The organism is Actinocrinis puniceicyclus, from assembly GCF_018283645.1.
GTDB classification, from domain to species: domain Bacteria; phylum Actinomycetota; class Actinomycetes; order Streptomycetales; family Catenulisporaceae; genus Actinocrinis; species Actinocrinis puniceicyclus.
The window spans coordinates 45134-60340 of the sequence record NZ_JAGSXH010000005.1; the positions used below are offsets into that span (position 1 = coordinate 45134).

The 15207-nt window shown below is 70.9% G+C and carries 13 protein-coding genes; 10 read left to right on the plus strand and 3 right to left on the minus strand.

Annotation, left to right across the window (positions count from 1 at the left end; translation table 11 throughout):
- From KGA66_RS02595 to KGA66_RS02605, 3 genes are all read right to left on the minus strand, one after another.
- Nucleotides 1-1128, minus strand: coding sequence for an acyl-CoA dehydrogenase family protein (locus KGA66_RS02595; protein ID WP_211464175.1), 1128 nt, complete (start codon nucleotides 1126-1128; stop codon nucleotides 1-3).
- A 95-nt stretch (nucleotides 1129-1223) separates the two neighbouring features.
- Nucleotides 1224-2420 (minus strand): acyl-CoA dehydrogenase family protein, encoded by a 1197-nt coding sequence (locus tag KGA66_RS02600; RefSeq protein ID WP_211464058.1) that lies wholly within the window; start codon nucleotides 2418-2420, stop codon nucleotides 1224-1226.
- A gap of 29 nt (nucleotides 2421-2449) precedes the next feature.
- Nucleotides 2450-3532, minus strand: coding sequence for a phosphotransferase family protein (locus tag KGA66_RS02605; RefSeq protein WP_211464060.1), 1083 nt, complete (start codon nucleotides 3530-3532; stop codon nucleotides 2450-2452).
- A gap of 170 nt (nucleotides 3533-3702) precedes the next feature.
- Between KGA66_RS02605 and KGA66_RS02610 the strand changes: the two genes are divergently transcribed.
- The 10 genes from KGA66_RS02610 to KGA66_RS02655 all read left to right on the plus strand — a co-directional run bounded on the left by KGA66_RS02610 (nucleotide 3703) and on the right by KGA66_RS02655 (nucleotide 15177).
- Nucleotides 3703-5439: a long-chain fatty acid--CoA ligase gene (locus KGA66_RS02610; RefSeq protein ID WP_246506917.1), complete on the plus strand. Its 1737-nt coding sequence runs from the start codon at nucleotides 3703-3705 to the stop codon at nucleotides 5437-5439.
- Between the two features lie 57 nt (nucleotides 5440-5496).
- The gene (locus KGA66_RS02615; RefSeq protein ID WP_211464062.1) at nucleotides 5497-6735 is read left to right on the plus strand and encodes an acyl-CoA dehydrogenase family protein; all 1239 of its coding nucleotides are present in this window, start codon (nucleotides 5497-5499) and stop codon (nucleotides 6733-6735) included.
- Between the two features lie 101 nt (nucleotides 6736-6836).
- Nucleotides 6837-7460 carry a TetR/AcrR family transcriptional regulator gene (locus KGA66_RS02620; RefSeq protein WP_211464064.1) on the plus strand — a complete coding sequence of 208 codons (624 nt, stop codon included), beginning with the start codon at nucleotides 6837-6839 and terminating at the stop codon, nucleotides 7458-7460.
- 244 nt (nucleotides 7461-7704) lie between these two features.
- Nucleotides 7705-9423: an MFS transporter gene (locus tag KGA66_RS02625; RefSeq protein ID WP_211464066.1), complete on the plus strand. Its 1719-nt coding sequence runs from the start codon at nucleotides 7705-7707 to the stop codon at nucleotides 9421-9423.
- A gap of 270 nt (nucleotides 9424-9693) precedes the next feature.
- Complete coding sequence (locus KGA66_RS02630) at nucleotides 9694-11286, plus strand: Na+/H+ antiporter (protein WP_211464068.1); 1593 nt, start codon at nucleotides 9694-9696, stop codon at nucleotides 11284-11286.
- Nucleotides 11287-11331: 45 nt separating this feature from the next.
- Nucleotides 11332-11913, plus strand: coding sequence for an AlbA family DNA-binding domain-containing protein (locus KGA66_RS02635; protein WP_211464070.1), 582 nt, complete (start codon nucleotides 11332-11334; stop codon nucleotides 11911-11913).
- A complete protein-coding gene (locus KGA66_RS31935; RefSeq protein WP_211464177.1) occupies nucleotides 11874-12050 on the plus strand; it encodes an ATP-binding protein in 177 nt (58 codons plus the stop codon). The genes KGA66_RS02635 and KGA66_RS31935 overlap by 40 nt, the downstream gene beginning before the upstream one ends.
- On the plus strand, nucleotides 12047-13081 hold the full coding sequence (locus tag KGA66_RS02645; RefSeq protein WP_211464072.1) for a ParA family protein: 1035 nt from the start codon (nucleotides 12047-12049) through the stop codon (nucleotides 13079-13081). The genes KGA66_RS31935 and KGA66_RS02645 overlap by 4 nt, the downstream gene beginning before the upstream one ends.
- A 150-nt stretch (nucleotides 13082-13231) precedes the next feature.
- Complete coding sequence (gene mmuM / locus KGA66_RS02650; protein WP_211464074.1) at nucleotides 13232-14203, plus strand: homocysteine S-methyltransferase; 972 nt, start codon at nucleotides 13232-13234, stop codon at nucleotides 14201-14203.
- 2 nt (nucleotides 14204-14205) lie between these two features.
- The gene (locus KGA66_RS02655; RefSeq protein ID WP_211464077.1) at nucleotides 14206-15177 is read left to right on the plus strand and encodes an acetylxylan esterase; all 972 of its coding nucleotides are present in this window, start codon (nucleotides 14206-14208) and stop codon (nucleotides 15175-15177) included.
- The last annotated feature ends 30 nt before the right edge of the window (nucleotides 15178-15207 follow it).

Genomic DNA, 15207 nt, shown 5'->3' on the forward strand with positions numbered 1-15207 from the left:
CTAATTCGCAGGGGGCAGATTCACCAGGCGGCCGAGGGCGGCGCGGTGCTGGGCCGCGGTGCCGAGCGCGAGGGAAGCGGACTTGGCGCGCTTGAGGTACAGGTGCGCCGGATGCTCCCAGGTGAAGCCGATGCCGCCGTGGAACTGCACGCACTCCTCGGCCGCGCGAACCGCGACCGTGGAGCAGTAGGCCTGCGCGAGCGCGACCGCGACCGGTGTGTCGGGATCGTCCTGTGCGACGCAGACGGCAGCGTACCTGGCGACCGCGCGGGCCTGTGCGATGGCCGCCCACAGGTCCGCGGCGCGGTGCTTGAGCGCCTGGTAGGAGCCGATGAGGCGGCCGAACTGGGAGCGGGTCTTGAGATACGCCACCGACATGTCGAGGCAGGCTTGCGCGACGCCGAGCTGTTCGGACGCGAGCAGCGCCGCGCCGACGGTCAGGCCGCGGGCGAGAGCCTGTACCGCTCCGTCCGCATCGGCCAGTCGGCGAGCCGGCGCCGACGCGAAGGTGATGTCGCTCAGCCGCCGGGTCAGGTCGAGCGAGATGACGGCGTCACGGGTCACGCCCGCGGCGCGCGCCCCGACGGCGAAGAACGCCGGGCCCGAAGCTGCCATCGCCGGGACGAGCAAAACGTCTGCGATACTCGCGTCGGCGACGCTGGTGACCGTGCCGGTCAGGTGGCCGTCGGCGTCGACGCGAACGGTTTCGGGGAAGCCGGCGCCGGAGCCTGAGCCGGCCGGGGTTGGGCAGGACGAGAACGGCACGGCGAGGACCGCGGTGGCGTGTCCCGCGGCGAGGTCGGCCAGAAGCGCGGCGACGCTTTCCGCCCCAGCGCCATCCGCGGAGTCGGCGCGATCAGCACTCGCAGACGCGGGCGCCGCGAGCAGGGCGGCGGTCGCGATGACGGAACCGGTGAGGAACGGGACCGGCGTGACCGCACGGCCGACCTCCTCCGCGACCACCGCCGCCTCGCGCCACGACGCGCCGGCACCGCCGAGTTTCTCCGGGACCGCGAGGCCCGCGCAGCCCAGATCGGCCGCGAGCGCCTTCCACACGGCCGGATCGTACGGCTCGTCGGTCTCGCAGCGCGCGAGCACCGCGTTGTGCGGGCTGCGGTCGGCGAGCATGGAGCGCACCGAGGCGCGCAGGTCTTCTTCGAGCTCTGAGTAGAGCAGGTCCGGGCCGGACGCGTTGCCGGATGCGGTGTCGGGCGCGGGCGTGCTCACTGGGCCAGGTCCTTCCACGGGACGTCCTTGTCGACCCGGATCTCCGGGGGCAGGCCGAGCACCCGCTCGGCGATGATGTTGCGCAGGATCTCCGAGGTGCCGCCCTCGATCGAGTTGCCCTTCGCGCGCAGGTACCGGTACCCGGCGCCACGGCCCGCGAAGTCGACCGTCGTCGGCCGCTCGCTCGCCCACGACCCGGTGGACCAGTCGTCGTAACGCAGGCCCTGCTCGCCGAGCAGATCGAGTTCGAAACCTGAGATCTCCTGGTTGAGCCGGGCGAAGGCGAGCTTCGCGGCCGAGCCCTCCGGTCCCGGCCCTCCCGCGGCAAGCTGCTGGCGCAGCCTCGTCGCGGTCAGCCGCGCCGCCTCCGCCTGCGTCCACAGATCCAGCAGCGTGTCGTGCGCGGCGGCGGTGCGCAGTTCGGGACGTTCACGCCACGCCCGGGCGACGACGCCGATGACGCCGCCCTCGCGCGGCTGCGCGCCGCCGCCGATCGCGACCCGCTCGTTCATCAGCGTGGTCTGCGCGACCGCCCAGCCCGCGCCGACCGGACCGAGCCGGTGCGCGTCCGGGATCCGCGCGGCGGTGAGGAAGACCTCGTTGAACTCGGCCTCCCCGGTGATCTGCCGCAGCGGCCGTACCTCCACACCGGGGCCGGTCATGTCGCAGACGAAGTAAGTCAGGCCCTTGTGCTTCGGCACGTTCGGGTCGGTGCGGGCGATCAGGATGGCCCAGCGCGCCTCGTGCGCCATCGAGGTCCACACCTTCTGCCCGGTCACGATCCAGTCCGAAGCCTCGTCGCCGGGGTTCTCGCGCACCGCCTTCGTGGCCAGGCCCGCCAGGTCGGAGCCGGCGCCGGGCTCGCTGAACAGCTGGCACCAGACCTCCTCGCCGGTCCACAGCGGACGCAGGAAACGGCGGCGCTGCTCGTCGGTACCGTGCGCGAGGATCGTCGGGGCGGCCATGCCGAGCCCGATGCCGATGCGGTGCGGGTCGTTGTCCGGGGCGCCGGCGGCGGCCAGCGCCTCGTCCACGATCCGCTGCTGCTCGCGCGGCGCGTCCAGGCCGCCGAGCCCGGCCGGGAAGTGCACCCAGGCCAGTCCCGAGTCGAAGCGCGCGCGCAGGAATTCGAGCCGCGGCGTGCTCGCCGGCGGATGCCCGTCGAGCAGGGCTTTGATGCGCTCGTTCAGCATGTAAGAGCTCTCCTAAGTAGTCTTACGCATCATCCGGCGGCGAGGGTGTCCAGGCCGCGCCGCACCAGCGCGGGCACCAGGCCGCCCATGCCTTCGAAGCCTGATCCGACGGTCTGGCCGCTGAGGTAGCGAAAGTGGATGCCCTCGGCGATGACCGCCAGCTTGAAGTAGCCGAACGCGGTGTACCACGGCAGCCGGGCCACGTCGAGACCGCTGCGGGCGGCGTATCGCGCGACCAGCTGCTCCTGCCCGGGGAAGCCGGCGGCGCTGTCCACGGCCGAGGTCAGCGCGGCCGCGCCGCCGAGCGACTCCAGTTCGGTCCAGTACACGCACAGCAGGCCCACGTCGGCGAGCGGGTCGCCGAGCGTGGCCATCTCCCAGTCGAGTACGGCCGCGATCCGGTCGTTCTCGTCCACGATCACATTGTCGAGCCGGTAGTCGCCGTGCACGATCGCAGCACGCTGCGGCTGCGGTACGGCGGTGCCGAGCGCTTCGTGCAGTTCGTCGATGCCGGGTACCTCGCGGTTGCGGGATGCGGCCAACTGCTTGCCCCAGCGCGCGACTTGACGCTCCAGATAGCCCTCCGGGCGGCCGAAATCCGCGAGGCCCACCCGCACCGGGTCGACCGCGTGCAAGTCCGCGAGCACGTCGACCAGCGCCCACGACAGCGCGCGGGCGCGGCCGGGGGTCAACTGAGCGGTCTGCGACCTGTCCCGGTACACCGTCCCCTCGACAAGCTCCATCACGTAGAACGGCGCGCCGATGACCTCAGGGTCCTGGCAGAGGTGATATACCTCCGGCACCGGAACGCCGGTCGGCGCGAGCGCGGACAGTACCCGGTACTCGCGCGCCATGTCGTGAGCGGTGGCAAGGACGTGGCCGAGCGGAGGGCGGCGCAGCACCCACGCACCCGGCGCAGCACCCACGCTGCGGCTGCCGGCGTCGCGGCGCAGCACGTAGGTCAGGTTCGACTTGCCGCCGGCGATCAGTTCCGCGCTCAGCGCGCCGCCCGCGAAGGGGGCGTGCAGGGCGTGCTGGGCCAGGTAGGCGCTCAGCGGCGCGAGCGCGAGGCCGGGCGGATCCGCAGCGCGGGGCTCGGCGGAGTGGGTCATCTCGGATCCCTCGCTCGGGGGGCTTGCACGGACTACGGCTCGGTGGAACAGTACCGACTAGTCGGTACGTCGGCTAGTGCCGGGACGGCACCCGTCCTCCCGGCCGCCGGCCGAGGACTCGTCACCAGCAACGACGCTGCACCCGACGAAGGCGAAGGAGAGCTGCGCCGATGATTGCCAGCACGATGCAGGACTACCCGCTGACCATCACCGCGATCCTGCGGCACGGTTCGCTGATCTACGGCGGCAGCGAATGCGTGACCTGGGCCGGGGCCGGGAACCCGCCGCGGCGCGCCTCGTACGCCGAGATCGCGCGCAACGCCGAGCGGCTGGCCGCCGCGCTGGACCGGCTCGGCATCGGTGCCGGCGACCGGGTCGGCACCTTCTGCTGGAACACCCAGGAGCACCTTGAGGCGTACTTCGCGGTCCCCTGCATGGGCGCGGTGCTGCACACGCTGAACATCAGGCTTCCCGGCGACCAGCTGGCGCACATCGTCCAGCATGCCGGCGACCGGGTGATCATCGTGGACGGCTCTCTCGCGCCGCTGCTGGCCGCGATCGCGCCCGGGCTGTCGGGTGTCGAGGCGTACATCGTGGTCGGCGAGGCGGATCTGAGCCGGTTCGCCGGACTGCCCGCCGACGTCAGAGTGCTGAGGTACAGCGAACTGCTGGCCGCCGAGGAGCCGGGTTATCAGTGGCCGCAGATCGATGAGCTCTCCGCCGCGGCGATGTGCTACACCAGCGGGACCACCGGCGAGCCGAAGGGCGTGGTCTACTCGCACCGCTCGACCTTCCTGCACGCGCTGGCCGGGCAGTCCGCCTGCATGGCGGGCACCACCGAGTCCGACAGGATCCTGACTATCGTGCCGATGTTCCACGTGAACGCCTGGGGCATTCCGTACGGGGCTTTCCTGGGCGGCGCGACGCTGCACATGCCCGGCCCGCACATGGGTCCGGACGGCCTGGTCGACTTCATCGAGGCCGAACGCTCCACGGTCGCCTCGGCGGTGCCGACGATCTGGAACTGGATCCTGAGCTACGGCGAGGCGCGAGCGATCGACCTGTCCTCGCTGCGGCTGGCGACCTCGGGCGGTTCCGCCGCGCCGCGCGCCCTCATCGAGGCCTTCGACCGGCGCTACGGGGTGCGTATCATCCAGGGCTGGGGCATGACCGAGACCAGCCCGGTCGCCGGGATGGCGCACCCGCCGGCCGGGGTGGAACCGGGCACAGCCGAGGATGTCGACTGGCGGTTGAAGTCCGGCCGGGTCGCCGCGGGGGTGGAGATGCGGGTCGTGGACGTGGAGAACGGGCGGTCGTTGCCCTGGGACGGGGCGTCGGTCGGCGAGATCGAGGTGCGCGGCCCGTGGATCACCGGCTCGTACTACCGCGATCCGGCGCCGGAGAAGTTCCACGACGGCTGGCTGCGCACCGGGGATCTGGGCACCATCGACGAGCGCGGCTTCTTCCAGGTCACCGACCGGGTCAAGGACCTGATCAAGTCGGGCGGGGAGTGGATCTCCTCGGTGGAGCTGGAGAACCAGCTGCTCGGGCACCCGGACGTGCTGGAGGCCGCGGTCGTGGCGATCCCGGACCCGACCTGGGTCGAGCGGCCGCTCGCCTGCGTCGTGCGGCGGCCGGACGCGCAGGGCCGGGCGCCGGCGACGGCCGAGACGCTGGCCGCGTTCCTGGCCGGGAAGGTGGCCCGCTGGCAGGTTCCCGACTACTGGGCCTTCGTGGACGAGGTGCCGAAGACCACCGTCGGCAAGTTCGACAAGAAGGTGCTTCGCGCGCGGCACCGCGAGGGCACGCTCGACGTGCGCAGGCTGGAGCACATCCCGGGCGCGGAGCACGGTACGGAGCAGAGCACGGATAAGGGCGCGGATAAGGGCGCGGACGGCAGTGTTTAAGAGCTCTTGGAAACTGTGTCAGGGCTCTTTTGCAGCGAGACGAGGAGTGACGGCCTGATGGATTTCGAACCGAGCCCGCTGGCGCGCGAGTACCTGGAACGGCTGCGCGCCTTCATGGACGACCACGTCTACCCGGCCGAGCCGGTTTACGCCGCGCAGCGCCGGTCGCTGGTCGAAGCAGGGGACGTACACGGCGTGCCGCCGGTCCTCGAGGAGTTGAAGGCCGCGGCGCGGGAACGCGGGCTGTGGAACCTCTTCCTGCCCGATGCCGAGGAACCGCGGCACGGCCTGTCGGTGACGGATTACGCGCCGCTGGCCGAGCTGACCGGGCGCTCGATCGAACTCGCCCCGCAGGCCCTGAACTGCGCCGCCCCGGACACCGGGAACATGGAGGTGCTGCACCTGTTCGGCACCCCGCAGCAGAAGGAGCGGTGGCTGGCGCCGCTGCTGCGCGGGGAGATCCGAAGCGGCTTCGCGATGACCGAGCCGGAGGTCGCCAGCTCGGACGCGTCGAATATCAGGACGCGCATCGAACGGGACGGTGACGAGTACGTCGTCAACGGCCGCAAGTGGTGGACCTCCGGTGCGATGGACCCGCGCTGCGAGATCCTGATCGTGATGGGCAAGACCGATCCGCAGGCCGCGGCATACCGGCAGCAGTCGATGGTGCTCGTGCCGATGGACACGCCGGGTGTCAAGGTGGTGCGCTCGCTGCCGGTTTTCGGTTACCACGACCAGCCCGGGCACGCCGAGATCGTCTTCGACGGCGTGCGGGTCGCCGCGACGAACCTGATCGGCGAGGAGGGCGGCGGTTTCGCCATCGCGCAGGCGCGCCTCGGTCCCGGCCGCATCCACCACTGCATGCGCGCACTCGGCATGGCGGAGCGGGCACTTGAGCTTATGTGCGAGCGCGCGATCGGCCGGGTGGCGTTCGGAAAGCCGGTGGCCATGCAGGGCGTGGTGCAGCAGTGGATCGCCGAGTCCCGGATGGCGATCGAGCAGGCCAGGCTGCTGACGCTGAAGACCGCCTGGTTGATCGACCGCCACGGCGCCAGGGGCGCGCGCACCGAGATCGCCGCGATCAAGGTGGTGGCGCCGCGGGTCGCGCTCGACGTGGTGGACAAGGCGATCCAGGTACACGGCGGCGCCGGCGTGACCGATGACACTGCGCTGGCGGCGATGTGGGCTGCTCTGCGGACGCTGCGCATCGCGGACGGACCGGACGAGGTGCACGTGCGCTCCGTCGCGCGGACCGAACTGGCGCCGTACCTGAAGCGGCAGCGGGGTGATGCGTGAAGGGCCGGGGCACGGGCAGCGCGCGCCGGGCGGGCGGGGCCGAAGCCGGCGAAACCGCGACGGTGACAGCTCGATCGACGCAGGTCGATACTCTTGTTGCCATGCCTCGCACACCGCTCAAGGCGCTGCCCGCGCCCGCGCCGGAGCTTGCCCGCCTGCCGGTGCAGGAGCGGCTGTTGGCCGCCTCGCTGCGGCTGTTCGCCGCGCAGGGGGTCGAGGGAACGTCCGTGCAGGAGATCGTGGCCGCGGCGGGTGTGACGAAGGGCGCGATGTACCACTACTTCGCGTCCAAGGACGACCTGCTCTACGAGATATATCACCGGCTGCTCAGCAGGCAGACCGAGCGGCTGAACGCGATCGCGGACGGACCGGGCTCGGCGCGGGAGCGGGTGCGCGCGGCGGCCGCGGACGTGGTGGAGAGCACGCTGGACTCCATCGACGAGGCGATCGTCTCGTTCCGTTCCGTGCACATGCTGCCCAATCCGCAACGCGCGCAGGTGCGGGCGGAACGGCGCAGGTACCACGAGCGTTTCCGGGAGTTGGTGGAGGAGGGCCAGCGCGACGGGGCCTTCCGCGACGACGTGCCCGCGGACCTCGCAGTGCACTTCTTCTTCGGCTCGGTCAACCAGTTGGGCACGTGGTACCACCGCGACGGCGGGCTGACCCGGCAGCAGATCGCCGAGCAGTACGCGCGGCTCTTCCTCGCCGGGCTGGGTGCGCGCTGACGGGCAACAGCCCTCACCACTGACGGCGCTGGCCACGGTCGGCGCTCATTACGGTCGGCTCGAAAACCCTTCGGCGCCGTCCTCCTGTCCGGCGGACGAACGCGGCATCCATCCCGTCTAGCCATACCGTCCGGTCGGTACTACGCTCACGCCACCACGCGCGGCCATAGCGCGCCGCGCGGCTCCTTCGGTTCCGCTCTGCTTTGACTCAAGGCTCAGGCTCAGGCTCAGGAGGTCCAGAGCAATGTCCGCTTCAGCCACGGAAGGAATCCCCGCACCCGCTTCGCGCCCGACCGCCCCGCGCGCCGCCCGGGTGCTGTGGCACCGACAGCTTTCGCAATATCCTGACACCGCTGCGAGGTACGGCTACCTCGCGATCGTGGTCGCCGCGACCGTCGTGCTCTACTACGAGCTCTACATCCAGTACGCGGTCTCGACCGCGATCATCACGCATTACAACATGACCTTCACGTACTTCGTGTACGTGTCGGTCGTCGGCAACGCGGTCGGCGCGTTCGCCTCCCTGCTGGCCGGGCTCGCGGACCGCTGGGGCCGCGCCAACCTGACCGTGTACGGGCTGCTGGTGACCGGGGCGCTGGTCGCCTTCGCGGTGCCGAACGCGGGCTCCAAGGGCATGTTCCTGACGCTGATCGCGCTGGTCAGCTTCGTCGAGGGCATCATCCTGGTGACCACCCCGGCGCTGGTGCGCGACTTCTCACCACAGCTGGGCCGCGCCTCGGCGATGGGGTACTGGACCATGGGCCCCGTGGTCGGCAGTCTCGTCGTCACAGCCGTGACCAGCCACACGTATTCGGGTTCTACGACGTGGCAGGACGAGTTCCGCTACGCCGGCTGGGCCGGACTGCTGGTGTTCGTGATGGCGCTGCTGGGGCTGCGCGAGCTCTCCCCGCGGCTGCGCGACCAGCTCATGGTGAGCCTGCGCGACCGGGCGCTGATCGAGGCCAAGGCTCAGGGCCTGGACACCGAGGCGGCGCTGCGCGGGCACTGGCGGCAGATGCTGCACACCGACGTCGTCGGCTCGGCGCTGGCGATCAGCCTGTTCCTGCTGCTGTACTTCGCCGCGGTCGGCTCGTTCACCGTGTACTTCGTCACGGCCTTCGGCTACTCGGTGCAGCGCACGGCCGGGCTGCTCAACTGGTACTGGGCGGCGAACGCGGTCAGCCTGGTGGTCGTCGGGCTGCTCTCGGACCGCGCGAAGGTGCGCAAACCGTTCATGGCGATCGGGGCGCTGGCGTCGATCGGGGTCCTGATCCCGTTCGCGCTCGCCGCGACCAGGCCGCAGACCGGCTACTACACCTTCGCACTGCTGGTGGCCGGGATCGGCGTGTTCGGCGGGTTCACCTACGCGCCGTGGATGGCCGGCTTCACCGAGACCGTCGAGCGGCGCAACCCGGCGGCCACCGCGACCGGCCTGGCGGTGTACGGCTGGATCATCCGCGCGGTCGTCGCGATCTCATCCGCCGTCCTGCCGATCGTCGTCTCCAGCGCGACACCGCTGGTGGACCACGGCGCGCAGGTCGCCGCGGCTCAGGCGCAGGCCGGGCCGGCGCTGGCGATCGTGCAGGCGCACCCGAAGCTGTTCGCGCAGCTTGAGCAGTACCCGCCGAGCCAGATCCCGCCGGCGCTTCAGGCGCAGGCCGTGCAGGAGGTCGGCATCGCGAACCTGCTGGCGGTGCAGAAGGCCGGGCCGCAGCTCGCGGTGCTGGGCGCGTACGGCAGCCAGGTGCAGCAGGCGGCGGCGCAGAACCCGAAGGACTGGCAGAACTGGTGGTGGGTGTGCCTCGGCGGCGAGGCGGTGTTCATCCCGTTCATCTTCCTGATGGCCGGACGCTGGAGCCCGCGCAAGGCGCGCGAGGACCTCGCCGCGCACGAGCGGCTCATCGCGCAGCAGCTCGCGCAGCTCGGCGCGGACCAGGGCACCGGAGCCGCAGCCGCCTCGTAGCGCCAGGCACTGACGCACCGCTCGGCACGTCGGTTGTTCCCCTTCCCCTCTTGCGCCCACGTTCCCTCGAACCCCGGTGCCGGTCGGCCTCCGCATGGGCCGACCGGTACCGGATATACGGGCACCGGATATCCGGCCGCGCATCTCGCCATCGGGACACGTCCGCTTGACCGTCGATCGTTCGGACAGTCGATCACTCGGACAGCAGCGCGGGTATCCCGCCGAACCGGCCGCGGGCACCGCCCGCCCGGCCCGACAGGGAGCGCCCGCATGGACCAACTGACCATCCTGTTCGTGATCTTCCTGGCCACGATCTTCTCGGTCCCGGTGGGCCGCCGCATCGCGATCCCCTCCCCGGTGCTGATGACCCTGTTCGGCGTCGCGATGGCGCTGCTGCCGCAGGTGCCGAACCCGAACCTGCGCCCGGACCTGATCCTGCCGCTGGTGCTGCCCCCGCTGTTGTTCGCCGCCGCCCGGCGCACGCACTGGCGGCAGTTCAAGGCGAGCTGGCGCACCGTGCTGCTGCTGGCGATCCTGCTGGTGCTGGTCACCACGGCGGCGGTCGCCGGGGTCTTCAGCCTGCTCAACCCGACCCTGCCGGTCGGCGTGGCGGTGCTGCTCGGCGCGCTGATCTCGCCGCCGGACCCGGTCGCGGCCACCGCGGTGGCCGGCGATCTGAGCCTGCCGCGGCGGCTGATCAACACCCTGGAGACCGAGGGTCTGTTCAACGACGTGACCGCGGTCGTGATCTACGGCGTCGCGGTCTCCGCCGTGGTCTCGCGGCACTTCTCCGGCTGGGAGGCGCTGGGCGAACTGGCCCTGTCCGGGCTGATCGCGCTCGCGGTGGGGCTGGGCCTGGGCTGGTTCTCCAACCACGCGATGAGCCTGCTCGGCGACGCGACCCTGCAGGTGAGTCTCAGCCTACTGGTTCCGTACGCGGCCTACGTGGCGGCGGACCGCCTGCACGGCTCCGGCGTGCTCGCGGTGCTGGTGTACGGGCTCTACCTCTCCGACAAGATCGACGCGGACGACGTGGCGTACCGGCTGGTGGGCACGGCGTTCTGGGACATCATCGAGCTGCTGGTGACCGGATTCGCGTTCGGGCTGATCGGCCAGGAGATGTACGTCGTGGTCAACGAGGTCGGCGGTCGCTGGACCGCGCTGGCCAGCAAGGCTTTCGTGGTGGTCGCGGTGGTGGTGGTCGTCCGGCTGGCGTGGCTGCTGCCGGCCGCCTGGCTGGCCAACCGGCTGGGGCGCGCCCGCGGCACGCAGGCGGCCGACGACAGGCCGATCACCCGGCAGGAGACGGTGGTCATGTGGTGGGCGGGAATGCGCGGGGTGGTCACGGTCGCGCTGGCTTTGGCCATCCCGCTCACGGTCGACGGCGGCGCGCCGTTCCCGGGCCGCGACGCGCTGCTGTTCACCGCGTTCGCGGTGGTGTTGTTCACGCTGGTGGTGCAGGGCCTCACGTTGCCGCTGCTGGTGCGGTCGCTGAACATCGGCGCGGACGACCAGGCGCTGCGCGAGGCGGAGAAGCGACTGTGGTACCGGGTCGCGAAGGCGGAGCTGCGCCGGCTCAACGAGGCCGCGGAGGCGGGCTCGATCCCCGACGAGCTGTACGAGCGGCTGGCCGACCGGCGGCGCGGCCGGCTGGTGCAGTCGTTCCCGGAATCGGTCGACGAGGAGCTGCGCGCGGCGGCGAAGAAGCGTTACCGCGAGGCGGCGCGGTTGCGCGAACTGGACCAGGAGATGATCGCGGCGGGGCGGAGGGAACTGCTCGACGCGCGCGCCGAGCCGGATATGGACCCTGAGTTGGTCGACCGGCTGCTGCGCCGCCTGGACCTGCGCAGCGAACGGCATTAGGCAGGCGGACGGACACATCGGCGGGCAAACTGCAAGAATGCACCCATGACGAGTGTTGACCTGGCCCTGGCGCTTGGCACGGTGGAGACAGCGACCCTTGAATTCAAGGTCGCGGCCAAGAGCGCTTCGACCCGGGAAAAGATCGGGCAGGCCATCTGCGCCATGGCCAACGATCTGACCGCCGCCGGTGGCGGCGACATCCTCGTCGGTGTGGACGACAATGGAAATCCGGCCGACGACGTCGACACTTCCGACGGGGCTTTGCGTGCCTTCGCTGACTTTCGCGACGATGGACGCATCCTCGACCGCCCCGGCCTGACAGTGAACATCGCCACGTACAAGACAAAGCCAGTCGTCAGACTGCACGTCAATGCCTCCGCTGCACCCCCGGTGCGCTTCAACAACGTCGTCTACGTCCGGCCCGGGCCCACGACGCGCAAGGCGCACGCCGACGACGAGAGGGTTCTGACAGAGCGACGCCGGGCGAACGATCTTCCATTCGACCTGCACACCCGTCCGTCCGCGGCACAGGATGACCTGAACCTCAAGGACCGTACGGGAGGGTCACTCCCGATAATTTCTACAGCATCAACGATTACCGCAATCCGTCACTCGCCGGGGCGATGAAGAATCTCGGCTTGGTCAACCGGTTCGGGCGCGGCATCACCCGGATCAAGACATCGATGGCGGACAACGGGAATCCCGAGCCGGAATTCCTGGTGAACGACGCTCAGTGGGCTGTCATTCTGCGGAGCACCCGGTGAAGACGCTCGCGCTGTTCAACAACAAAGGCGGAGTCGGCAAGACGACTCTGACCTACCACTTGGCGCACATGCTGCAGCGACTCGGCTACCGGGTCCTCGCCGTGGACCTGGACCCGCAGGCCAACCTGACCTCGTCCTTCCTGGACGACGGGGACCTCGCCGAACTCTGGGGCGAGCCCGAGGACGCCCTCGCGGGTTCCGCTTATCCACGCAGGCTACCGGGGACCGGCATCATGTCCGGCGATACCGGCACGGTGGCCGCGGCGATCGAACCGCTCCTCGACCAGACCGGTGACGTCCGCTTCTTCGACCCCGCACAGATCCGGGCGAAGCTGAGCCTCGTGCCCGGTGATCTCGAACTGAGCAGATTCGAAGACAAGCTCTCCGACGCCTGGCCGCGCTGCTTCACGGGATCCGACAAGGGGGCTTTGCGCGTCTCGACCGCCTTCCACCGGATCATCCAGGACGCCGGCGAACGCGCCACGGCGGACATCGCCCTCATCGACGTGGGTCCGAACCTGGGCGCGATCAACCGTTCGGCGTTACTGGCAGCCGATTGCGTACTCATGCCGCTCGCCGCGGACCTGTACTCGCTGCGTGGACTGCGCAACCTGGGACCGTCGCTTCGCGATTGGCGTCGAGCGTGGCAGGACACCGTGATCCCCAGGGCGCCGAAGGACATGCGGCTGCCCGCGGGCACCATGGAGCCGATCGGCTACGTGATCATGCAGCCGGTCATGCGTCTGAGCCGTCCCGTCAGAGCCTACGAGCCATGGCTCAGGCGCATCCCCGAGGTGTACGCCACCTCGGTGCTCGGTGAGCCATTCGACCCGGAAGCGGGTGGCGACTATCACATCGCAACCATGCCGAACTACCAGAGCCTGATGCCGCTCGCCCATGACGCCCGCAAGCCGATGTTCGATCTTCGGGCGGGAGACGGCGCACTCGGCGCCACCCAGGCCTACGTCGACAAGTGCTACCAGGACTTCCGCCGACTGGCGAAGGCGGTGGCGGCGCGGCTGGAGCTTTGACAGCCCGCCACGTGCCGTCTCCCGCCGCGCGGCGCCCTCGGGCCAGCCGCCCGGCTGTCCGCGATCACCGTTCACATGCCGAATCACCTGTGTCGTCGCGCGCAGAGCACGGCTACTGCCGAGGCCGAACCTGGAACCTATGCTCAAGACATGAGCCGTGCCGCGAAGCCCGGTGCCCTGGCCCGGGCGCTCGCCGCCGGACCGGTCGTGCTCGACGGCGGGATGTCCAATCAGCTGGAAGCCTGCGGGCACGACCTGTCCGACGCGCTGTGGACCGCGCGGCTGCTCGCGCAGCGGCCCGACGCCATCGCCGCCGCACACGCCGCGTACTTCGCCGCGGGCGCGCAGGTCGCGATCACGGCCAGCTACCAGGCGAGCTTCGAGGGCTTCGCGCGCCGGGGTCTCAGCCGCGACCAGGCCGCCGGGCTGCTGCGGCGCAGCGTGGAACTGGCCCGCCGCGCCGCCCGGTCCACGCCGTACGAAACGGGCGCGCCCGACCCGCCCCCGCCACGGTTCGTCGCGGCCTCCGTGGGGCCGTATGGCGCGGTTCTCGCGGACGGCTCCGAATACCGCGGGCGGTACGGGCTGACCGTCGCGCAACTCGAGACCTTCCACCGGCCGCGTATCGAAACGCTCGCCGACGCGGCGCCCGACGCGCTCGCCCTCGAAACCATCCCCGACCTCGACGAGGCGGAGGCACTGCTGCGCGTCGCCGGTTCGGTCGGCTTGCCGTGCTGGCTGTCCTACACCATCGCCGGCGGACACACCCGCGCCGGGCAGCCGCTCGGCGAGGCCTTCGCACTCGCCCGCGGCACGGACGCGGTCATCGCCGTCGGGGTCAACTGCTGCGCCCCGGCCGACGTCGCCGACGCGGTGCGCCTCGCCGCCGAGACGACCGGCAAGCCCGTGGTCGCCTACCCCAACAGCGGCGAGACGTGGGACGCCGCCACACATGCGTGGCAGGGCTCGAACTCGTTCGACGCGGCCCTCGTGCGCTCCTGGGCGACGGCCGGCGCGCGGCTGATCGGCGGCTGCTGCCGGGTCGGCCCGGAGGGAATCGCGGCGCTCGCCCGAGCGCTGAAACAGCCGTCCCCCGCCACGCGACACATCGGTAAGGTCTGAACATGGCGTTCATAGACAAGGACCTCGACGAACTCGTCGGCTACCTGCCCGCCCGCACCGAACCCGGCGACTTCGCGGCGTTCTGGTCCGACACCCTCGCCGCGGCCCGCTCACACCCCCTGGACGCCGCGTTCACCGCGCTGGAGAGCCCCCTGACGACCGTCGTCGTCGAGGACGCGACCTTCCGCGGATACGGCGGCCAGCCGATCAAGGGCTGGATGCTGCGCCCGGCCGCCGCCACCGGCCCGCTGCCGGCCATCGTCGAGTACGTCGGCTACGGCGGCGGCCGCGGCCTGCACTTCGAGCGCCTGCTGTGGGCCAGCGCCGGCTACGCGCACTTCGTCATGGACACCCGCGGGCAGGGCGCCGGCTGGTCGGTGGGTGAGACCCCTGACGACTTCGCCGACGGCAACGGACCGGCGTACCCGGGCGTGATGACCCGCGGCATCCTCGCCCCGGAGACGTACTACTACCGGCGGCTGTACACGGACGCGGTCCGCGCGGTCGAGGCCGCCCGCTCGCATCCGCACGTCGACGGCTCGCGGATCGTCGTGCACGGCGGCAGCCAGGGCGGCGGGCTCGCGCTCGCCGTCGCAGGGCTCGTAGGCGACCTGGCCGGGGTGCTCGCGGACGTGCCGTTCCTCCAGCACCTGCGCCACGCCACCGAGATCACCGACGGCTTCCCCTACAAGGAGATCGCCAACTTCTGCAAGGTGCACCGGGACAAGACCGAGCAGGTTTTCAGGACCCTGTCGTACTTCGACGGGCTCAACTTCGCCGTGCGGGCCGGCGCCCCGGCGCTGTACTCGGTCGCCCTGATGGACGAGATCTGCCCGCCGTCGACCGTGTTCGCCTCCTACAACCACTACGCCGGGCCGAAGGAGATCACGGTCTACCCGTACAACGGCCACGAGGGCGGCCAGGCACACCAGGTGCCCGCCGCCCTCTCCTTCGCCGCCGCCGTCACCAAATAGCGGCCGTACACCGGGTGTCGCGCGGGTGTC